This is a genomic window from Actinospica durhamensis, assembly GCF_018139695.1.
Lineage (GTDB): Bacteria > Actinomycetota > Actinomycetes > Streptomycetales > Catenulisporaceae > Actinospica > Actinospica durhamensis.
The window spans coordinates 1-20596 of sequence record NZ_JAGSOG010000100.1; the positions used below are offsets into that span (position 1 = coordinate 1).

A 20596-nucleotide genomic window follows, 5' to 3' on the forward strand; every position below is an offset into this window, starting at 1 on the left:
CGCCCTGATCACAGCACTCGAAGAAACCACCCGGACGGAGCACGCCGACAAGCCCGTCAAGCAACTGCGCGCCGCATAGAATCAACCCAGACCGTCACCGAAGATCCACGAGACTCGGGACAACCTCCGGCCAGCTGCTGAAGAACGCAGTAGTGCGGATAGAACGCCGCCGTACTGCCGTCGCCCACCGGCCAGCCGTTCAGCAGGATCTGGAAGAAGCCGAACCGCCGCAGCGGCTGGTAGTCCAGCACCACAATCTGGAATCCGCCTGAGACGCCGAATATACCCATCCACTCTCTCCCCCTGGTCCCGAGGCGGTCCCGAGGCGTCGACGCGAAGCCCGCGCCACGGTGACCAGTGCCTTCACGTTCTCACGGCACCGTTCGTACGAGGCCATGATGGCGGGCCCGCCATCCCCCGCGCATCCCGATTGTCTTGACGAAACCCATGGAGCACCCCCGGCTCTAGATCAGGCCCCTGTTTCCGCGGCCTGGTCTGGAGCTGTCGGCTTCACAGCACCTTGCCCGGGTCGAGGGTTGAGGATGCCGCGTGGGTCGAGCGTCTGCTTGATCCGGCGTTGCACGTCCAGGCTGTCCTTGCCCAGTTCCTCGGCCACCCATTGCCGTTTGAGCAGACCCACGCCGTGCTCGCCGGTGAGGGCACCACCGTCCTCTCAGCGAGCGCACCATAGGGCGAGCGCGGAGTTCCGAACCCGACGAAGGTGCCGTCCGGCGGCGTGCCGACGCCGTCGAACCTGGGGATCGTCGGCAACCCGGCGAGGAAGCTCCCGCTCGCGTAGTGCGTGCAGCACCCCCGCCTTCATCACAACTCCTGGCCGAAGAACGCGGCGATCCGCCGCTGCCACGCCACCAGCACGCGCGGCGGGCGCTCGTGCGAGTGGTTCCTCGAGGCGTTGCGCGGGCGATCGTGCACTGAGACCTCACGCGCCGGGGTCTCAGTCGCCGCGGTCTCACCCGCCGCACGCCGCGAGAGCTGCCTGCCCTGATGGCCATTCTGGTGCTGGCCCTGATGCCCACCCGGACGCTCGACGTGCGGCGGGACGCCCGGAACGCGGTGAGTGGCGTCGTGCATCCGAACGAGCAACGAACGTTCGCCTGCCATCTTTCATCCTCCTTGGACGCGAGGCATGGGCGGCGAGCCGCCCGCCTCTATCACTGATAGGGAACTCCAGCGCCGACTCTAGCACTGATAGAGTGAGTCCGGGAGGTGCACCGAGTTGGCATTGGACAGAGCGCGGATCATCGACGAGGCCTTGTCACTGCTCGACGACGAAGGTCTCGACGGCGTGACGACACGCAGGCTTGCCGCACGGCTGGGCGTGCAGTCGCCGACCCTCTACTGGCACGTGCCCAACAAGGCCGCGCTGGTGACGGCACTCGCCGAGGCCATCCTCGAGCAGCAGTTCCCCGAACTCACGCCGCCGAGCGCGGAAGAACCCTGGCAGGACTGGCTCAGCACACTCGCCCAGCGTCTCCGTCGCGCCCTGCTGGCCCACCCGGACGGCGCACGCGTCCTCTCAGCGGCCCAGCTCTGCCGAAAAATGGCCGCGATCTCCGAGCTGGCCATGGGCACGCTCGTAACCCGAGGCGTCCCGCTACGGCAGGCCCGCGTGATCGTCCTGACAGTGGAACGCTTCACCTTCGGCCACGTCCTCGAAGAACAAGCCCCCCGCCCCGACGCGGCTGCGCTCAAGGACTTCGACATGGCCGCCTTCGCCGAGCAGCACCCCACGCTCATCGCCGGCATCACCGAGTACTTCCAAGACGGCCGCACCGTCGACGACCTGTTCCGCGAATGCCTTGAAGTGGTGATCGAAGGCGCCGCAGCCAAGTCCGGCACCGCGCCCTGACCAACAAGATCCGTCTGCCAACCATCGACGGCACCATGGAACTGCTGACCGACGAGCAGCGCAGTGTGCTTACACGCCGATGGATGATCGTGTTCGGAGAGCCCGAGGGCGCCCGATACCCGATCAGATAGCCCATGCGCTCTCTGGCAACGCATGCCAGAGGTCATCCAAGGCGTCACCCGGGACGAAAACGGGCCGGGTCAGCAGCCGGTCACCGGCCCGTTGTACACACAGCACCATGCCGAGCGCGAACGACCCGACCTGGCCGCCGGGTGGATACACGGCATCCGCGCAAACGAATCCTGCAGGCAGGCTGGCCGCCGCACCACCGCAGATACTCGGGCGACGCTGTCGCGAGCGGCTGCTATGTTCGGGCGGTGAGCTTGAGGGATCTCAGCGGGAGATTGGCGGACCAGGCTCTGCGCGAACGCGTTCAGTTCGTCATACATGACCGGCTCGCCGACGACTTGGACCAAGACGAGTGCCGCTACATCATGCGCTTGTGGTGGCAACTGTCGATGCGGTACACCGAAGTGACGCTCGAGCAGTTGAGAGAGCACGTCCACGAACCGAAGCTCACGGCGATCGAAGAACTGATCGCCGCAATCAGATCGGCACCCGCCGACGTCGAGGCGTGGATCGATACCGCGGAGAACGACTTTCCGATCATCTTCGACCATGGCGTCTACGCGTCACTTGGGCTCGACGACCGTCGCGATGATCAGCACCCCGGCCTGGAGGGCGCTTCGGGCGGGTGATCCCGACCGCCTCCGCAACCGGATTCTCCTCACTCGATGACCGTGAGCTGCGTCTTGACCGTGGGCGGCGCCCAGATCAGAGCTTCCGCGGTCCGGCTCCCGAGTGGCTCTGTCTGCCATGACTCCGTGATATCGGTCCACCGCTCGAGGGTCGCGCTTCGAACGCTACGAGGATGTTCGCGGTCGTAGCGCAGATCGAACCGATACACGCGGCCTTCGTCCGTGAGGACTTGCCCATACTCCTGATCGGCGCCGTCGGGAAAGAGATCGACGACCACCGTGGCGTCCGGGTCGAGACCCTGACCTGCGAGGAGCTCCCGCAGCCGTCGCCAGAGATCTAAAGGGCTCTCCCTGAGCAGATGCGTGTACTGGATGTGCACCGGCAAAGACATGAAGACATCGTCATGCACGGGATGGACCACGCGCCAGCCCCTCACGAGGCTGCAGCAAGATCCCCGGCAGAGCTCCGAAAAGAGGCCACCGGCCAGAGCATCACATACCTCGACCTCGATCGCGACACCTGGATCGCCGGAGCGATCGCGACCGGGATCCCCGCCGACTACGGCGCGGGGCTTCGGCAACTGACCGAAACGATCGCCTCCGGCAACGGCTCTCGCCCCGACAACACGGTCGAGCAGATCACCGGCACGCCGGCACGCCGGCACGCACCCTGCGCGACTTCACCCGCAAGAACACGGCAGTGTGGAACGAGGCTGCGAAATGATCGACCACGTCTACATCTCCGTCACGGACATCGACAAGTCCCTGGCCTTCTACCTCGCCGCACTCGAGCCCTTGGGCTGGCGCGCGTTCGGGAACTACGAGTCCGCCTCCGGCCCCGCCGACGTCCCCGACCTGTTCGGGCTCGGCGACGACACCTACGTCTCCGGCACCGGTATCGGATCGAGCATCTGGCTGCGCCGACGAGGGCCGGGCGAGACAGGCCTCTACCTCGGCATCGTCTGCGCCACCAACGAGGCCGTAGACGCCGCCTACGCCGCCGCGATCGGCGCTGGAGGCGTCGACGAGGGCGCACCGGCCGACCGGACGTACTTCGCCCCCGGCTACTACGCCGCCAACGTCGCCGACTTCGACGGCAACCGCTTGGAATTCGTCCGCAAGGCCTGGAACCCCGCGCCCTAGACACCGGGAGAACCTCGGCCGGACTCCGCCGGCGTCCACGCATCAGGCTCCGCCGGCTCGGCGACGCAGACTCCTTCGACCCTTGACGGCGCGACGGCCGCTCAGTACGGTGCGAACAAGTTAGTAAACTTAACTATCTCTTGCGTCGTACCCACTCAGGAGTCTGCATGCCCAAGCGACATGTCACATTTCTGGCGACGGCCACCGTGCTCGGCGTGACGGGCGCGCTGCTGCTGCCCGGCAGCCCGGCCTACGCGGCGGCCTCACCGCAACTGCGCACGGACCAGGTCGGCTACCTGCCCACCGACACGAAGATCGCCTATCTGATGGCCACCGGCGCCGTGTCCGGTGAGACCTACAAGGTGCTCAACTCCGCCGGAACCACGGTCGCGAGCGGAACGGTGACCACGACCAGCCGGGGGAGCTGGAACTCCGCCTACCCCGACGTCTATCCGATCGACTTCTCCGGTGTCACGGCCGCCGGGACCTACCACCTGACCGTGTCCGGCACCGACGCCGCCACCTCCGACACCTTCCAGATCGAGAGCGCCTCCTCGCTCTACGGCCCGCTGGTCTCGGACGCCGTGAACTTCTTCGAGAACCAGCGCGACGGGTCCGACCAGGTCGCCTCCGCCTCGCTCGGCCGGTCCGCCTCGCACCTGAACGACGCGAGCGCGACCGTCTACCAGACCCCCACCTTCATCGCGAACAGCGACGGCGGGACCGGGGACCAGATCAGCGGGGCGCTGGTCAAGCTGGCCGGCGCGACCTCGGTGAACGCCGAGGGCGGCTGGTTCGACGCGGGCGACTACCTCAAGTTCACCTTCACCACCGCCTACGCCGACGACCTGCTCTACGCCTCCACCCTCGCACTCGGCTCCTCCGCGCCGGCCGCGCTGACGGCCGAGGCGCAGTACGGCACCTCGTACCTGAATCAGATGTGGAATCCGTCCACCAAGACCCTGTACCTCCAGGTGGGCATCGGCGCGGGCGACGAGACCAACTACTACGGCGACCACGACCTGTGGCGCGAGCCGCAGGCGGACGACTCCGACACGACCGCCGCGGACTACTGGGCCGCCGAGCACCGGCCCGTGTTCGAGGCCGCGGCGCCCGGTGCGAAGATCTCGCCCGACGTCGTGGGGCGCGTGTCCGCCGCGTTCGCCTTCGCCGCGCAGCAGGACGCCCTGGCCGGCAACACCTCCGGCGCCCAGACGGAACTGGCCGACGCCACCTCGCTCTACGCGCTCGCCGACACCTCGGCGGCCGAGAGCGACAGCCTGACCTCCGCCCTGCCCGAGGCCTACTACCCCGAGGGCATCTGGCACGACGCGATGGAGCTCGGCGCGACCGAGATCGTGCGCGCCTCGCAGGACCTCGGGCAGAGCGAGTCGAGCTATGCCAGTTACCTGACTCAGGCCGCCACCTGGGCCTCGGACTACATCTCGGCAGACTCCGGGCAGGACACGCTCAACCTCTACGACGTCAGTGCCCTGGCCCACGCGGACCTGGTGACGGCGATCGGCGACGCGGGCAGCCCCTCCGGCCTCGCGGTCACCGGCTCCGGGCTCATCGCCAACCTCAAGGCCCAGCTCTCCGCCGCGGTGAGCAAGGCGGGCTCTGACATCTTCCGCGAGGGCGGCGACTACACGAACTTCGACGTGGACTCGCACACCTTCGGCTTCATCTCCACCGAGGCGCTCTACCAGAAGCTCAGCGGCGACACCGAGTACGCGGCGTTCGCCGGTGAGCAGCGCGACTGGCTGCTCGGCGGCAACGCCTGGGGCACCACCTTCGTCGCCGGCGTCGGCACCACCTACCCCAAGTGCATGGGCGGGCAGCTGGAGAACCTCTCCACCAAGGTGGACACCGGCGCGGTGGTCAACGGGCCCAACGGCTCGTCCAACTTCAGCGGCGGCCTCGGCAGCCTGATGACCGGCATGGTCAAGTGCGAGAACGACTCCTTCACCACCTTCACCGGCAAGAGCAGCGAGTACGTGGACGACGTCCGGTCCTGGCAGAGCAGTGAGCCCGCGCTCGACATGGACGGCGGCCTGGTGCTGGCCGGCTCGCTGCAGGAGGCGCTGCTCGGCGCCGCCGCTCCCGCCAACGACTTCTCGGTCTCGCTGTCGCCGAGCTCCGGTTCGGTGACGGCGGGCGGGTCCGCCACCGCCACCGTGGCCACGGCCGTCAGCAGCGGCTCGGCCCAGAGCGTGGCGCTCACGGCCACCGGCGCGCCCTCCGGCGTGACCGCCTCCTTCAGCCCGGCCTCGGTCACGGCCGGCGGCACCTCCACCGTCACCGTGGCCTCGACCTCGGCGGTGGCGGCGGGTTCGTACCCGATCACGGTGACCGGCACGGCCGCTTCGGGCAGCCACTCGGCCACCTTCACGCTGACCGTGACCGGCTCGGGCACGAGCACCTGCACGGCGGCGCAACTGCTGGTGGACCCCGGGTTCGAGAACGGCAGCACGGTCACCCCGTGGACCGAGACCTCGACCCTGGGCTTCCTGCCGATCACCAACGCCAGCGGGGAGAGCCCGCACAGCGGCAGCTGGATGGCCTGGTTCAACGGCAACGCGACCAAGGACACCGACACGCTCGCGCAGACCGTCGCGATCCCGACCGGCTGCAAGGCGGCGCTGTCCTTCTGGCTGCACGTCGACAGTACCGAGAGCACCACGACCGGCAAGCCGGACACCTTCACCGTCCAGCTGCTCAACTCCTCCGGCACCGTGCTCACGACGCTGGCGACCTTCTCGAACCTGAACGCGGCCACGGGCTACACCCAGCACAGCTACGACATCTCGAGCTACGCCGGGCAGAGCGTGACCCTCAAGTTCACCGGCAGCGAGACCGACACGGACGGCGGCACCACGACGTTCGTCGAGGACGACAACGCGATCCAGACCAGCTGACGGGCTGAGTCCGTATAAGCCGGTCGCGTCGGATCCGGGCGCGGGCCACGGCCCGCGCCCGGCCGTCGTCACAGGTCTCAGAGGTCAGGGTCTCAGAGGTCAGAGTCTCAGAGGTCAGGGTCTCAGGGGCCAGAATCCCAGACGTCAGAGCCTGCGGCCTTCGAACACGAACTCGCGGGCCGTGGCCAGCGCCGTCGCGATCGCGCCGAGCAGGACGGCGTCCCCGCCGAGAGCGGCGGCGACCACGGGCGGGCGCAGCGGGGTGAGCGACTCGAGGGCGTCGCAGAGCGGGTCGAGCAGCAGGTCGGCGTTGTCGCCGATGCCCCCGCCGAGCACGACCAGCGCCGGGTCGAGCATCGCGGCGATCGAGGCCACCGCGTGCGCCAGGCGTCCGGCTTCGGCGTGTACGGCGGAGCGCGCCGCCTCGTCCCCGGCGCGCGCGGCGTCGAACACCGCCTTCGGGTCCCGCGCCGCCGCGAAACCGGCCGCCGCCGCCAGGGCCGTCACCGCGCTGCCGCCGGCCGCCACGTCGAGCATGCCGCGCTGGGAGAACGCACCGTGCGGCGCCCGTGCCGCAACCGGATCAGAGTTCTGGTGCGGTACCCGCGGGCCGGGGCCAGCCGTGTCAGGGTCCTGCCCGCCCGGCGGGAAGGGCAGGTAGCCGACCTCGCCGGCCGCACCGTGCGCCCCGTTGAACACCCGGCCCTCGACCACGATGCCGGCGCCGACTCCCGTGCCCACCATGAGGAAGACCAGCAGCGGGCAGTCGCGCCCCGCGCCGAAGGCGTACTCGCCGAGCGCGGCCAGGTTCGCGTCGTTGTGCACGGCCAGGCCGGTGCCGAGTTCCCGGCGCAGCAGCTCGACGACCCCGGCCCGCCCCCAGCCGGGCAGGCTCCCGGCGTAGCGCACCTCCCCCGTGGCCGGGTCAAACACCCCCGGCGTGCCCACGACGGTGTGCACCACCCGGTCCCAGGCGAGTCCCGCCTCGGCGACCACCTCGCGGGCGAGCCCGGCCGCGGTGGCCACGATCGACTCCGCGGTGGCGGTGTCCGCCTCCAGCCCACTGTGCTCCTCGATCGCGGTGGGCAGCTCCCGGCGGCCGCGGATCGTGCCGTCCAGGTCGGCCAGTGCCACCCGGATCCGGGACCGGCCGATGTCGATGCCGACGACGTAGCCCGCGGTCGGATCCACCTCGTAGACCACGGCGGAGCGCCCGCGCCCGGCGGAGGTGGTCATCTCGCCGGTCTCGCGCACCAGGCCCGCGCGTTCGAGGTTGCCGAGCGCGGCCGAGACGGTCGGCTTCGAGATCCCGGTGACGCGCGCGAGCTCGGCCCGCGAGGCCGCGCCGGAGGCCCGCAGCCGCTCGAGCAGCACCCGTTCGTTGTTCACCCGGAGCGTGCGGCTGCTCCAGGGCTGGGCCGAGGCCGGGTCGGAGGTCCGCGTGCTCGTCATGGGGGGAATGTAACCCAGATCTATGAGAAGCCACCACGACGGCGGGCGGAGCCGCGCGGATCAGCCCGCTGCGTCGGAGGCCGTTCATCGAGGCTTGGGACGAGGCGTGTAAGGGCGAGGCGTGTAAGGGCACTGGGTCGGGGTGGTCGGCCCGCGCGTCAATCAGCGGGGTGGGGCCTGAGCCCGTCCGTCAGGAGGCCGAGGAGTCGTTGGGCCTGGGCGTGGTGCTCGGGTTTGCCGGAGACCGCGAGCAGGCCGAAGGGGGCTGCGGCGATGTCCTCGGCGCTGGTGTCGGTGCGGATGTCACCGGCGGCGGCTCCGGCGTCGAGGATGGTGGTGATGGCCGCCAGGAGTTCGCGGCGGCTGTGGGCGAGGGAGATCTCGCCGGTGTCGATCAGGGCGAGCAGGGTGCCGGTCATCCCGTGTTTGGTCGCCAGCCAGTCCGCGAACAAGTCCATCCACAGGCGAAGGGCCGTGGCCGGCGGATGTGCGTCGAGCAGGCCGAGCATAAGGATGCTGATTCCATGTGATTCCGTGGCCGAGGATTCCTATTGCGCCGAGGCATCGACCTGCCGGCGAGTGCTGAGCTGCTTGGTGTAGTACACGAGCGTCCACGTCCAGTCGGGCTGGGTCTCGCGGCCGGTCTCCCGGTAGCCGAGTGCCTGGTAGAAGGCCATCGCCTCGGGCATGTTCGTCGCCGTGTCCAGGAACATCTCCTGGAAACCGCCTGCCGTGGCTCGGATTTCGAGGTCTTCCATCAGAGCCCGGCCGATCCCGAGCCTGCGGGCCGCGGGGTGGACTCGCACCCGTAGGACTTCGGCTTGTCCGCGGGCGTTGGGCCGGAACCCGCCCATTCCCACCAGATGCCCGCGGTGCTCGGCGACCAGAAACACGCCGCCTGGACGGATGAAGCCGGCCGTGATGTCGGCCAGATCGGCGAACTCGATCGGTGCGGCGGCTGCGGCGGGCAGGTCGAGCGGGACCGACGCGTCCGCGGTTTCCCCGACGTTCGGCAGAGTACTCAGGGTCCAGAGCACCGGAGCGTCGCGCGGGTCGAACTCTCTGATCGTCGTCATCCGGCGATGCTCGCATCGAACACGACCGCAACCCAGCGAATTTCGCCGGGCCGGGCCCGGCGGCATCCGCTGTTCGAGGCCGGCCGGACAACCTCCCGGAAAATGCAGATCATCCGAAGACGCGAAGCGGATACCCTGACGGCCGTGGCTATAGGGCAGCGAACATGGCGCGATGTCGACGGCGAGCGCATCGAGGGGACCTGGCGGCACGCGTTCATCCGCAACGGAGGCGACTACTACCTCACCGACCTGGTCATCTACGCGGACGGCATGATCGACTGCTGGGGCCTGGTGACCCTCGAGGAGCTCGAGGACAAACTCGCCTCCGGCTGGGTGGCCACCACCCTCGACGAAGGAGCCCGGGCCTCAGCCCACCACCTCGGCTCCTGGAGGCTCACCGAGCCGCGGATAGGCATGACACCCCAGCGCCTGCTCGGCGAGGTTCGCGACACGATCGACCTCCTGAACGGCCGGCCTGACAGCACCCAGCGATGCCTGGCCGCGGTCGAGGTCTTCCGCAGCGAGCCGACCGAGGAGAACCGGGCGGCAGTGCGCGCACTCTACGAAGCCATCCCCGAGCACATGCGCCACTATGCCCTGGGCGACATGGACCGCAAGGACACGCCGCTCCGCATACTGGCGGACGGCCCCGGCGCTCACATCGAGCGCTGGTACGGCGATCCCATCGAAGTCACCGAGGAAGTGCACGCCAGGGCCCTGGAGTACTTCGCCAAGCGGGAGCGGACGCGCCGGGAATACCAGCGGAAGGTTCCCCCGGACGGACCCACCGAGCCGATCGATACGAGCGTCCTGATCCGCCAGACGGTCTTCCCCAAGGGCTGGCCCGACGACGCCGGGACCCTCGTGCTGCGCAACGAGTACCCCGCACAGATCGAGGTCGCCGGCCACAGCTACCCGACCGTCACTCACGCCTACTGGGCGCTGTCGGTGGCAGACGAGGCACAACGCGCCGAGATCGCCCAAGCCGCCCGCCCGTACGACGCGGAGAAGCTCGCCGAGACTCTGCCTCGGCGCGAGAACTGGCCGCAGGCCCGGGCCGCGGTGATGGCCGGCCTGCTGCGGGCGAAGTTCACCCAACACCCGGACCTGGCAGCCGTACTGGTCGGCACCGCGGCGGCCCGCCTGATCTACACCGAGGTCGGATCCACGTTCTGGGGCCAGAGTGGACGGGAAGGGCGCAACTGGATGGGACGGCTGCTGGAGGTGATCCGGTCCGAACTCGCCGCCGAAGAGCTGGATGTCCAGGTCTAGACCGCGTATGAGAAACGGTCGTGCCTTCTACCACCCAGCGGTGGATACCGAGGCCGGAGCCGTGTTCGGTGCCGCGCCGGGCGATGTGCGGGGTGCTGGACCGACGGGATCAGCGGGATCAGCGGGATCAGCTGAGTGACGTCGTTTCGATTGCCGCCGGTGAGCGTCACGGCCCCCGTCGAAGTCAGAGGCCGCCGATACGATCCCTCGATATCAGCAACATCCCCACGACGCGAGATAGGGGCGCACTGATGGTCGACACGACGCCGCCGGGCCACGCCGTGCTGCTGGCGCAGTTTCCCGAGTTGGCTGACTACGCGCGGCCTGCATTGCGTCTACACCCTCGTCGCGGCCATCCCTCGGCGGCCACGAGCTCAGTGGGCGGTCCACTGCTGTGGCCGGTCGACGAACCCTGGCCAACCTGTGACGGCAGCGACCACGATGTGGCCGACGGCAGCACGGCGGGCCCATTCGACGAGCCGGTCGTGATGGCTTCGGTATTGCAGCTGTACCGCCGCGATCTGCCTGCGGGAATCCTGCCCGCCCCGGGCTGGGAGTTTCCGGACGGCACCGATCTCCTGCAAGTGCTCTGGTGCCCCAATCTACACATGGACACCTACGGCCCACGGGTCCGCGTCTTCTGGCGCATAGCGGCCCACGTACATACCGCACGCGTAGCCAACCCGACGCTGAACACGTCCTCTGAGAACCTCGGCATCGACAACCTCGCACCGCACCCGTGCGTCATTCACCCGGAGACCGTCGTGGACTTCCCACCGATCGCCCGCGTCCAAGGCGACGGTTGCGCCGATCCGGAGTTCCTGTACGGGGTGCTGCCTGCACCTTTGGAACAAGCATGCCTGGCCTGGACCGTCGACGGCGCACTGCCCGATGAGGAAAGCTGGAACTCGGACCGCGGGTACCGATGCCAAGCGCGCGTTCCCGGCTGGAAGCTCGGCGGCTGGATTCGTGACGCCGGCTTCTACCCGGAGCCCTCGCAGTACTGTGACTGCGGCGCACCGGCGTTCTCTCTGCTCGACACGACCTTCGAAGGTCTCGACGGCCCTTGGCAGCCGGTCGCAGAACCGGAGATCTCCTGGAGCGATCTCGACGACGGGGAGTGGGACGGCCAGCGCTCCCCAGGCATCTGGGGCGGTCGCAACGGTGACCTGTGGTTGCTTGCCTGCTCCGCCGACTCCTCCCACACGATCCGTGCCCAGGTCGAGTAGCGCACCGCCTGGAGGATCTGATCTGGAGTACGGACGCCGCTTGCGTAACTAACCCCTGATATACTCACCTGGTGCACGGGGACCAAGTACAGGTCCAGGCCGGAGACAAGACGGAAGGAGTTGGCACGGTGGGCTACGACGTGCGCGGCGTGATCGCCGGAACAGCGCTCGCGGAGGTCATCGCGGTCGAGTTCGGGCCCGGCACGCGCGCGGTCGGCCTGGAGCAGGGGTTCGCTCTCGTGCCCTACACCGGCACGGCCTACGACCACTTTCTGGGCCGCCACGGCGAACCGCTCCATCCGTTCGGCAGCCTCCGCGCCACCGTCGCCGCACTGCTGGCGGACGCGTCGCGCGGCGGACCGGTGGCATACGTGGAAGCCGACTATTTCGGAGGCACCGGTCAGCAGCACGCGGCCGTCTGGGATGGCGGGGTGCTGGCCTGGGGCCCGATGACCATCGTATTCCGGCAGAAGACTCCACCGCAGGGCACTGCGATCTCCCAGGCGCTGCGTCGACTCGGCGTCATCAGCCCCGACGAGTCGCAGGACGAGTTCGACGCCGTCGGCCTGCGGAGGCATCGACACCTTGAGGACTGGCTTCCCGAGATGGAAATCTATTGAGCATCGCCCTCTAGCTCGGTGCCCGAGGCCGTGCCGGAGCGCCGTACCAGGCCGCGCGGGGCGAGGACCGCGATGACGGTGAGCGCGACCGCCAGCGGAATCTCTGAGATCGCAGCGTAGAACACTGCCACGTCCAGTTCCGAACCGGCCAACGACGTCATGGTGTCGAACCAGGCGTCCAGCGCGAAGAGCATGGCGGAGGCGGCCGCGACCGGTGCGAGGTAGGGCGAGCGGCCGGGCAGCAGGAGCGCGGTACTCACCAGTCCGAGGCATTCGAGGATGTCGAGCCCGATCCAGGAGCTGTCCCAGTTCCGGACGGTCACGACCTCCTGAGGCGCCGACCCCATGATGAACATCCAGATCACGAGGGCCCCGGCCAGGATGAGGAAAACGCGCCGGATCCACCAGATCGTCCTTGTGCCGAACACGTCACACCGATCCCTCGTAGATGCCGCCCCTTCGACAAGCCCCTCGATCCTGATCGTACCCGAGGCAGGTCAAGTGTGCCGGAACGGCGGTCGGCGCCCGCATCAGCGCACTGACAATCGCACACAAAGCGCCTTGGATCCGATGGCGACTCATCCGGCGCTCGCTCGGCTCACGATCCGGCGCGGTTGTACGTCTCGCGAATGGCCAAAACCACCGAACCGCGAATGAGGCGGAACTCCTGTGGTATGACCTCTTATACCGTATAGCGCCACGCTCGAGTCGAGACGGCCTCGGTCGCCTCACGCAAGGACTGGCCGGAGCACCTGCGTTGCGACCGGTGCTGGCGTGGATTGCCGTGGAGGGGGCTCCGTGAACGGGACGTTGCGGTTGACCGTCACTATCGCCGCGAGCCTGCTGGGCTTGGCGGCGTGTCTCGGCGCGGCTTGGCTTGTGACGGCTTGGGACCTGTCGACTCGCGTGGCCGTAGGCACGTCAGCCGGCGTGATCGTCGGCGCCGTGATCGCGGTGTGGGGGGCTGACCGGGCGAAGGATCAAGATCATGCGGCGGAAGTCGGCGGCCACCAGGCCGGCGATCCGCGGAAGGACGGTGCCGCCTCGCTGGCCGGCGGCCATGACGCGCCAGCGCCTCTGTCACAGCAGCTCTCTGGGACCACGGGGTCGATCGTGGTCCAGTCCGGTGGTGACGTGCACTTCGGGAGCGCGCAGATTACCGTCAATCCTCCGCCCCCGGCCGCCGCACCCGGCACCATAACCGCCACGGTGACGGCCTTTCACGAGGACCCGCCACGTGGGGGCTGGCGCATGGCGGACGCCGTGCGGCACGAGGGCAGCATTCTCGGCGGCCGGCTGACGATCCGTCCGGCGCACCCGTACCTGGACCTGATGCGGTCAGGGGCGGTGCTCACGCATCTGGACCGGCGAGAGATGACGGGGCTGCGCCGGGCTCGGCCCGCGCAGCTCGACATCAAGCTCGTCAACAACACCGCCGAGACGGTTTTCGCGCACCAGGTGCGCTTGGACGTGGTTCGATCAGTGGACCGAGTTCAGAGCGTGCCGTTCGTTCGGGGCGCATCGGTGACGCTTGTGCCGCAGCCTGACGTGGGCTCTCCGATCTCATTCCTTCCCGTGCAGTTCGGGCTGCCCGACTTCACGCTTCGCTTTCATCTGGAGGCCCCTGGGCGGCCGGCCGCTCTCACGTCCGAGTACGCGTGGCAGGACGCGTACTCGCCGACCTCCCGTGCAGAAAGGCACCCGCTACTGCGCGCGCTCGACGAGGCCGGTGCCCGGCCCGTAAAAGACGAAGAGCGTGCTCGCCGAAGCTACAGGTCCGTGGTGGGGCGGGAGCCCGATCTCGAGGCGTCACCGTATGGGGCAACGCCTTTGTTTCACGATGCCGTTTGGGATGTGGGGCCGTTCAAAGATCATCGAGCATTGATGGTGGGCGTGGTGGAGTATGCGGAGCCGATCCTCTATGAGGACGGGCTGAACGGCGGGCACAGATTCGCGGCTCCGATCAACCTCGAGGTCAGATATCCCCGACCACCGGCCGTCGGCGCCGCTCTGCACCGGAGCGCGGAGTATCAGGCCCCGACTTTGCGGCGCAGCGGCACCGACTACACGGTGGAGGTACCGTCTCACACGTCCTGTCGCCGGGAGAGGCGGACCGATTGCTGGTATCGCTGCCTGCGGAGGCGGCATCCACCCACGACTTCCATGTCACGCTGCTGTGCAGCAGCGGAAGCGTGGACTGCGGAGACGTGCACCTGGAAACCTGGGTCGACGGCAGCTTCTAGTGGCTCGCAACAGAGCTTTGGTTCGCTTGACCTGCGAGAAAGTGATGTCCATCAGCCTCCGCTGATCCTACCGGAGGTGCGAAACAGCCGAGAGCAACGGTCACGTGATCTCGGGCTTGTCGGGCTCGTCGAGAGCGGCCACTGTCAGACCCGGCGGCCAAGCTTTCGACTATGGACGGAATCGGAACTCGGCCGCCGCGCGACCGCCACGATCTGCACGCTGTACTACGCACCGGCTTCGACCTGATCAGAGGTGCGGCTCCGGGGCTGCGATACCGGCTCGTCGGCACGGCGGCGGCCTGCCTTCAAGGCGTCGACCTGCCGGTGGGGGACGTCGACATCCTCGTCGCGCGCCGTCAGGACGTCGACGCCGTGGCCGAAGCCCTGGCGCACTGGCCGTGCCTGACCGCTCCACAACGGCTCGCCGCAGCTCCGCAGTACTTCGCCGAGTACAGCCTCGACGGCGTCCGCTTCGGCGTCAGTACTGTTGGCGGGCCTGGTCTCCGGCAGTTGGAGGTGTAGTGGCGCCTCGCGGCATCAGGGTATCGAGGAATGCGTTGCCGTAGATTCCGTCGGGGTCCAGGGCCTCGTACGTCGCGAGCGCGGCGGTCCAGCCGTCGGCGGCGGGGCGGCCGTCTTGGACTGAGTTCGGGATGGTTGTGCCCAGGAACCTGGGATCGGTCCAGGCGCCGTCGGGGGTGTAGGCCCAGCCCTTGGACCATTCGGGGCGCAGGCGGGCGGTCGTGTCGTTGAACTCGGTGAGGAGGAAGTGTTCGAGGCCTGCGTAGAACTCGATCGAGTCGGGGGTGCCGGGGAGGGTGAGCACGTCGAGCCAGACCGCTGTGTCGAAGGCTGCGTCGGGATCTGGGCGGACGGCCGAGAGCAGGGGCTCGCGCGCGCCTGGGATCAGGCAGTCGGCGGGATCGTCGAGTCCGGTGACGCGGACCTCCCAGGGGCCGTTCACCGGGAAGCGGCCGTCGTCCTGGTACGCGGCGAGTGTGGTGCTCACGTAGGTGTAGACCCTGGAGAGGACTTCCTGGATGTTCGCGCGCCGCGTGATGACGGCGTATCCGTTGGCCGTCACGCGCAGCGTCGACGGGCGCACGTACAGCAGCGTGTTCTTCGACCAGCCCCACAGATCGGCGCTCGCCGTGGCGGCGAGGCCCGCCGTGACGGTCTCGGCGGCGACGGCCGTGTACGCGGGGGTGAGCCAGGTCGCGCCCTCAATGATGGCCTTCAGCAGGTCGGACGCGGCCTGCGGGATCTCGTCCGAGAAGGGGTAGTTGTAGGGCTGGTCCGTCTCGCGGGAGGTGACGGGCCGGTGCGGGGCGACGCTCCACAGTTTGAGCCACGGCGCGTCGGTGTAGGGGAACCAGATCGTCTCGACCCGGCCGCAGGACTCGACGAACGCGGCGAAGCTCTCCGGGCCTGCCGAGTCCGGCGGTGCGAAGAGCCGATCGGCGCTCACGTCGGTGCGGCTGACGCAGCGCAGCCGCTGGTTCGGTGCGACCCGCAGCGTGGCCGAGAGGATCAAGGCCCTGCCGAGGTGGACGAGCAGCGCGCCCGCCTCGGCCTCGGCGCGGGTGAACGTGCGGGCCGCGTACGCCTGCTGCGAGGGGTCCCAGACCACGGCGGTCAGCTCGGTGACGAGGTTGCTCACCGACCCGAACGTCTGCCCCGGCACCGCGCCTTCGCCGTCCACGGGGACGACGGTGCCGTGCCCGTCGATCGCCAACACGCCGCCCAGCGTCAGATCGCCGGGGGCGGGAGAGGCGGCCAGTCCGTAGCCGTGCTCCTCGAGCCGGGAGAGCAGGGTCTCCATGGTGACGCCGGCCTGCGCGGTCACCAGCGCACCCTGCTCGTCCGCGCCGACCTCGACGCCGTCCAGATACCGCGTCAGATCCACGAGCACGCAGTCGGCGCCGGAACCGTCGGTGATGGTCAACGGGGACCAGCCGTGCCGCATGCCGACGGCCCGGACCCGCAGCCCTCGGGCCCGCGCCCAGCCCACCACCGCGACGACCTGCTCGGCCGAGCGCGGCGCGCAGGTCGTCACCGCGTCGGCGCGGATCTCCCCTGACCAGTTTCGGTACACCTGGACGTAGGTCTCCACGCCCGGGGGCACGTCGGCGGCGGCGTCGGCCGGGATCCGGTAGGCGGCCTGCCAGCCGACCGAGGCCAGGCCGACGGCGGCCGCGCGCAGCAGGGCGCGGCGGGGCAGCGGAGCCGAAAAGTGAGGGTTCTGCGATGTGGGCATGGCTCAAGCCTCACCGGAACCCGGAGCTCACACGACCCCGCCTCGCCTGATTTCACACGAACGAGTGAGCACGAGCCGCGGCGAGAGTCAGCCGACGTGGGCGCGGGCGGACTGGTCGCGCCCGGCCAGGAGCCAGCCGCCGATGGCCGCGGCGGCGGGCAGGGCCAGCAGGACCAGGAGCAGGTCCGTGATGGGGGCCTGGCTCAGACGCACGGCCAGGTCTCCGTCGAAGAAGGTGGCGGTGTCGATGTAGGCGATGGCTGTTCCCGAGACCGCGGCGAGCAGGCCGATGGTCCCGGCGGTGACGGCGGTGAGGTTGCGGGCGAGCCGACGGCGGCCGCCGGTGGCCGTCAGGATCCGCAGGTCCCCCGCCGCCTCCGCGCGGATCAGGCCGACGGTCATCGCGAGCACGCCGAGGGCGAGCAGGATTCCGGCGCCGGTCGCGTCGTCGCGGACCTGGGCCAGGGACGGGGCGTCGCTGCGGATTTCCACCTTCATGCCGGCCGCGAGCGCCAACTGTCGCGCGGTGTTGATCTGTAGGGGCGTCAGCGGCTTCGGGGCCTGGATCAGCCATGCGTCCGTCGGGTCAACCAGCAGGCCGAGCCGGTGCACGGCGTATTCGGTCACCATGAGGTTCGGATCCGAGGTGTCGGTGGGCAGCGCGGCGAGGGTCTGGATCTCCGGGTCGGGCTGGTCGTTCGTCACGGCGTTCGGGCTCTGATTTTGCAGGTCGCCGTAGAGCAGGCTCAGACCCGACGAACCCTGCAGGCCGGGCCGCGAGGTGAGCAGCAACGCGGTGGAGTCGGTCGAACTCGGCTCGATGCCGTACTGTTCGAGCACCGCCGGGGTGGCCAGGTAGATGCTGGTGGAGTTGCCGGTCGTCTTCTGCGGGGTCTTGCGGATCAGGTCTGCCACGACCGGTTGCAGCGGCAGTACGTCAGCGCTCTGCAGCGTGTGGGCGATCGCGTCGACGTGCGGCTCGAGGGCGGGCACGTCCGCCGCGGTCGGGACCTGGCCCGGCCCGCGCCCGGTGCCGGGACCGGCGCCCGGGGCATAGAGGACCAGCTGGTTCGACGGCAGGTTGGGGCCGAAGTAGTCGACCGGGTCGTTGTAGCGCCCTGTGGTGATCAGGATGACGAGCATGGCGATCAGCACGGCCAGGCTGCCGGCCGCGAGCGCTGCGGCGGAGCGGGCCCGGTAGCGGGACAGGTCCCGCAGCGCCAGCCGGGCCGCGACGGGCAGGTACCGGGCCGGGCCGCCCAGCCGGGCGACGAGGACCGGGGCGAGCAGCGCGAGCCCGAGGGCGCTCAGGAGAAGACCGCCGAGCTGCATGAAGACGGCCTTCCCGCCCTGCGCGCCCCAGCCGCCGGAAAGGCCGAGCAGGATGGGTCCGGCCGCGGTCAACGCGATGGCGGGCGCGGCGGTGCGGTACGCCGGGGCGGCGGGTGCGGGCCGCCCGGACAATGCCGCGACCACGGGCATCCGCGCCACCGCGCGGGCCGGCTGCCGGGAGGCGAGAGTGGCGCTGACCATCGCGAGCGGGGTCGCGGCGATGACCAGCCACCACGGCAGCTGCGTCCACAACACGCGATGCCCGGCGTCGGCCGAGTAGCCCGGCGCGTAGGCGATCCATCCGCCGAGCCCGATCGCCGTGCCGACCAGTGCGCCGACGGCACCGACGATCGCGCCGTTGCAGAGCATGACGAGCTTGACGTCGCGGTCGGTCGCTCCCATCGCGGTGAGCATGCCGAGGGCCCGTTGCCGACGCCGGGCCAACGCGGCGAAGCCGGCGGTCGCGACCAGGCCGGTGAACGTCAGCGCCAGGACGGCGACCGTGAACACGATGAGCGCGGGGCTGAGTCCGTCGGAGCTTCCCGGGCTGCTCGCCGCGGTTCCGTCGGGGAGGGCGGCCGCGGCGAGGGCGGCCGGGGTCGCGTCGAAGAGGGCTGTGACGGTGTCCGGAGTGGTGAGCTGTCCCGGGGCGAGCAGGGCGAACTCGTCGACCAGGTTCAGCGGATCCTCGACCAGGCCGGTGACGCGGAGGCCGCGACCGCCGTCCCGCCAGACGCCGCCGAGCCGCACACCGAACGTCGAAGCCAGCGACTCGGTCATGGCGACCTGGCCTGCGCCGGTCGGATAGGCGCCGGAGAGCAGGGCGAGCATGGGCGCGCCGTAGCCCCCGAGCGGATCCTGGGTACGCAGTTGCGCATCCTGACTCAGTCCGGTGGCAAGGGTCTGATTCTCGATCGCGTCGACGGTGCCGAAGCGGGCGCGCAGGGCGGCGAGGTCGGCGGACAGGTGCGGATCGGTGCCCGGCAGCGTCACGAGGTGCTGCGCGCTGCCGAAGCCCGCGTCGGCCGGCGGCGAGGCGTTGACGGCGATCGCCGCGCCCAAGACCGTCCCGGCGACCGCGACGGTGATCAATGCGAGCACGAGGATCTGCTGGCGCCACTCGCGGCGCACCAGCCGCCAAGCCCACCGCAGCACGGCGCGCCGAGCCGGGTTCCGAGCGCCGCGCGGCTCGTCGGGCAGGACGTGGGCGGCCGGAGCGGGGCCTTCCGCAGAAGCCTGGGAAGCCCGACGGGGCTGGGTGCCGCGCCACAGGTCCTGGCGGCCCACGCGCCGTGCCAACCGGAAGTAGAGGCCGATCGCCGCGCCGATCAGCAGGTTCTGCGCGGCGCTCTGGATGCGCGGGTACCCGACGGTGATGTCCAGGCCCAGCATCGCGACCGTGAGCAGTCCGACCCTGATCCAGCCGACCTGCTGCCAGGGCTCGGGGCCCTTGCCCCGGCCGGGCGCACGCAGCAGGGCATACCAGCCGAGGGCGCCCCCGAGCGCGAGAATCAACAGAGACAACGGGTCCGTCACGATGCGTCCTTCGCGTGGCTGAGCACTGATTCCGACTCGACGCGCCCGTCCTTGAGCCGGACGACGCGGTGCGCGAACGAGGCCAGGTGCTCGTCGTGCGTGACGACGAGCGCGCCGACGCCGCGGGCACACGCGTCGAGCAGCAGCCGCATCACGGCCTGCCCGTTCTCGGAGTCGAGGGCGCCGGAGGGCTCGTCGGCCAGCAGCAGACGGCGTTCGCCGACCACCGCGCGGGCGATCGCGACCCGCTGCCGCTCGCCGCCGGACAGCTCGTCGGGGAAGTGGGCGGCCCGGGCGGCAAGTCCCAGCCGTTCGAGGGATTCCATTCCGACGGCACGGGCCCGGCGCGCCGGAACGCCGTCGAGTTCGAGCGGCAGTGACACGTTCTCCGCCGCGCTCAGGCCCGGCAGCAGGTTGTAGTCCTGAAAGACGAAGCCGATGGTGCGCCGGCGCAGGGCGGCCTTGGCGTTGCGCGACATCGAGGACAGCGCCCGGCCCTCGACCAGGACCTCTCCCCCGCTCGGCGCCTCGAGGCTGCCCGCGATGGTCAGCAGCGTGCTCTTGCCCGAGCCGCTCGGTCCCATCACCGCCACCAGCGTGCCGGCCTCGAGGCTGAGGTCGACCTCGCGCAGCGCGTGGACTTCGGCGGCCGCGGTCCCGTAGCGTTTGGAGACGCGCCGCAGTTCAAGCAGGTGCCCCGCCGGGGGGCGCGCTTCTGGCATCACAGAGTCCTTTGATAGTCGTGAAGGCAGTCGGTGCGGGCAGTGGGTACGCGCGGTGGACTCAGCATGCGTGGCCGGGGGCACGCGCCACATCGGCGCCGGGATAGATCCCTGCGGCGACGCCGTTCTCCAACCACGGGCGGAGCCGGCTATGCCCAGGGGTAGAGG

18 protein-coding genes and 3 pseudogenes are annotated in these 20596 nt (G+C 69.7%); 10 read left to right on the top strand and 11 right to left on the bottom strand.

Going from position 1 to position 20596, the window contains the following annotated elements; genetic code table 11:
• Positions 1-56: 56 nt before the first annotated feature.
• Positions 57-290 (bottom strand): hypothetical protein, encoded by a 234-nt coding sequence (locus tag KDL01_RS19935; RefSeq protein ID WP_212530049.1) that lies wholly within the window; start codon positions 288-290, stop codon positions 57-59.
• Positions 291-469: 179 nt separating this feature from the next.
• Positions 470-667 (bottom strand): annotated as a pseudogene (locus tag KDL01_RS19940) (FAD-linked oxidase C-terminal domain-containing protein); the annotation flags it as partial.
• Positions 668-1005: 338 nt separating this feature from the next.
• Here KDL01_RS19940 and KDL01_RS19945 point away from each other — a divergent pair.
• The 3 genes from KDL01_RS19945 to KDL01_RS19955 all read left to right on the top strand — a co-directional run bounded on the left by KDL01_RS19945 (position 1006) and on the right by KDL01_RS19955 (position 2628).
• The gene (locus KDL01_RS19945) at positions 1006-1179 is read left to right on the top strand and encodes a hypothetical protein (protein WP_212530051.1); all 174 of its coding nucleotides are present in this window, start codon (positions 1006-1008) and stop codon (positions 1177-1179) included.
• A 64-nt stretch (positions 1180-1243) separates the two neighbouring features.
• Entirely contained in the window at positions 1244-1870 is a 627-nt protein-coding gene (locus KDL01_RS19950; RefSeq protein ID WP_281415523.1) for a TetR/AcrR family transcriptional regulator C-terminal domain-containing protein, read from the top strand.
• A gap of 377 nt (positions 1871-2247) precedes the next feature.
• Positions 2248-2628, top strand: a complete 381-nt coding sequence (locus KDL01_RS19955) for a hypothetical protein (protein WP_212530053.1) — start codon at positions 2248-2250, stop codon at positions 2626-2628.
• Between the two features lie 29 nt (positions 2629-2657).
• Here the strand turns inward: KDL01_RS19955 and KDL01_RS19960 are convergent, their stop codons facing one another.
• Positions 2658-3050 (bottom strand): hypothetical protein, encoded by a 393-nt coding sequence (locus tag KDL01_RS19960; protein WP_212530054.1) that lies wholly within the window; start codon positions 3048-3050, stop codon positions 2658-2660.
• Positions 3051-3348: 298 nt separating this feature from the next.
• On the opposite strand from KDL01_RS19960, the gene KDL01_RS19965 reads away from it, so the two are divergent.
• Both KDL01_RS19965 and KDL01_RS19970 read left to right on the top strand, forming a co-directional pair.
• Positions 3349-3771, top strand: coding sequence for a VOC family protein (locus tag KDL01_RS19965; RefSeq protein WP_212530055.1), 423 nt, complete (start codon positions 3349-3351; stop codon positions 3769-3771).
• A gap of 167 nt (positions 3772-3938) precedes the next feature.
• A complete protein-coding gene (locus tag KDL01_RS19970; RefSeq protein ID WP_246576701.1) occupies positions 3939-6689 on the top strand; it encodes a glycoside hydrolase family 9 protein in 2751 nt (916 codons plus the stop codon).
• Positions 6690-6833: 144 nt separating this feature from the next.
• On the opposite strand, the gene KDL01_RS19975 is transcribed toward KDL01_RS19970, so the two are convergent.
• The 3 genes and pseudogenes from KDL01_RS19975 to KDL01_RS19985 all read right to left on the bottom strand — a co-directional run bounded on the left by KDL01_RS19975 (position 6834) and on the right by KDL01_RS19985 (position 9217).
• Positions 6834-8141, bottom strand: coding sequence for an ROK family transcriptional regulator (locus KDL01_RS19975; protein WP_212530056.1), 1308 nt, complete (start codon positions 8139-8141; stop codon positions 6834-6836).
• 158 nt (positions 8142-8299) lie between these two features.
• A pseudogene (locus KDL01_RS19980) lies at positions 8300-8641 on the bottom strand (SbtR family transcriptional regulator); the annotation flags it as partial.
• 48 nt (positions 8642-8689) lie between these two features.
• Positions 8690-9217: a GNAT family N-acetyltransferase gene (locus KDL01_RS19985; RefSeq protein ID WP_212530058.1), complete on the bottom strand. Its 528-nt coding sequence runs from the start codon at positions 9215-9217 to the stop codon at positions 8690-8692.
• Between the two features lie 144 nt (positions 9218-9361).
• On the opposite strand from KDL01_RS19985, the gene KDL01_RS45340 reads away from it, so the two are divergent.
• A complete protein-coding gene (locus KDL01_RS45340; RefSeq protein ID WP_212530059.1) occupies positions 9362-10489 on the top strand; it encodes an NADAR family protein in 1128 nt (375 codons plus the stop codon).
• A gap of 19 nt (positions 10490-10508) precedes the next feature.
• On the opposite strand, the pseudogene KDL01_RS19995 reads toward KDL01_RS45340, so the two are convergent.
• Positions 10509-10653 (bottom strand): annotated as a pseudogene (locus KDL01_RS19995) (IS5/IS1182 family transposase); the annotation flags it as partial.
• Positions 10654-10740: 87 nt separating this feature from the next.
• Between KDL01_RS19995 and KDL01_RS20000 the strand changes: the two are divergent.
• Positions 10741-11718, top strand: a complete 978-nt coding sequence (locus KDL01_RS20000; RefSeq protein WP_212530060.1) for a hypothetical protein — start codon at positions 10741-10743, stop codon at positions 11716-11718.
• A gap of 128 nt (positions 11719-11846) precedes the next feature.
• Positions 11847-12338: a hypothetical protein gene (locus KDL01_RS20005; RefSeq protein WP_212530061.1), complete on the top strand. Its 492-nt coding sequence runs from the start codon at positions 11847-11849 to the stop codon at positions 12336-12338.
• Here KDL01_RS20005 and KDL01_RS20010 read toward each other — a convergent pair.
• Positions 12332-12766: a hypothetical protein gene (locus KDL01_RS20010; protein WP_212530062.1), complete on the bottom strand. Its 435-nt coding sequence runs from the start codon at positions 12764-12766 to the stop codon at positions 12332-12334. The genes KDL01_RS20005 and KDL01_RS20010 overlap by 7 nt on opposite strands.
• Before the next feature lie 370 nt (positions 12767-13136).
• Between KDL01_RS20010 and KDL01_RS20015 the strand changes: the two genes are divergently transcribed.
• On the top strand, positions 13137-14828 hold the full coding sequence (locus KDL01_RS20015; RefSeq protein WP_212530063.1) for a hypothetical protein: 1692 nt from the start codon (positions 13137-13139) through the stop codon (positions 14826-14828).
• 77 nt (positions 14829-14905) lie between these two features.
• A complete protein-coding gene (locus KDL01_RS20020) occupies positions 14906-15103 on the top strand; it encodes a hypothetical protein (protein WP_212530064.1) in 198 nt (65 codons plus the stop codon).
• Here the strand turns inward: KDL01_RS20020 and KDL01_RS20025 are convergent.
• The 3 genes from KDL01_RS20025 to KDL01_RS20035 all read right to left on the bottom strand — a co-directional run bounded on the left by KDL01_RS20025 (position 15060) and on the right by KDL01_RS20035 (position 20428).
• On the bottom strand, positions 15060-16838 hold the full coding sequence (locus KDL01_RS20025; protein WP_212530065.1) for a cholesterol oxidase substrate-binding domain-containing protein: 1779 nt from the start codon (positions 16836-16838) through the stop codon (positions 15060-15062). The two genes, KDL01_RS20020 and KDL01_RS20025, sit on opposite strands and share 44 nt — an antisense overlap.
• Before the next feature lie 87 nt (positions 16839-16925).
• Positions 16926-19706, bottom strand: coding sequence for an ABC transporter permease (locus KDL01_RS20030; RefSeq protein WP_212530066.1), 2781 nt, complete (start codon positions 19704-19706; stop codon positions 16926-16928).
• On the bottom strand, positions 19703-20428 hold the full coding sequence (locus KDL01_RS20035; RefSeq protein WP_212530067.1) for an ABC transporter ATP-binding protein: 726 nt from the start codon (positions 20426-20428) through the stop codon (positions 19703-19705). Before KDL01_RS20035 ends, KDL01_RS20030 begins: the two co-directional genes overlap by 4 nt.
• Positions 20429-20596: the final 168 nt, after the last annotated feature.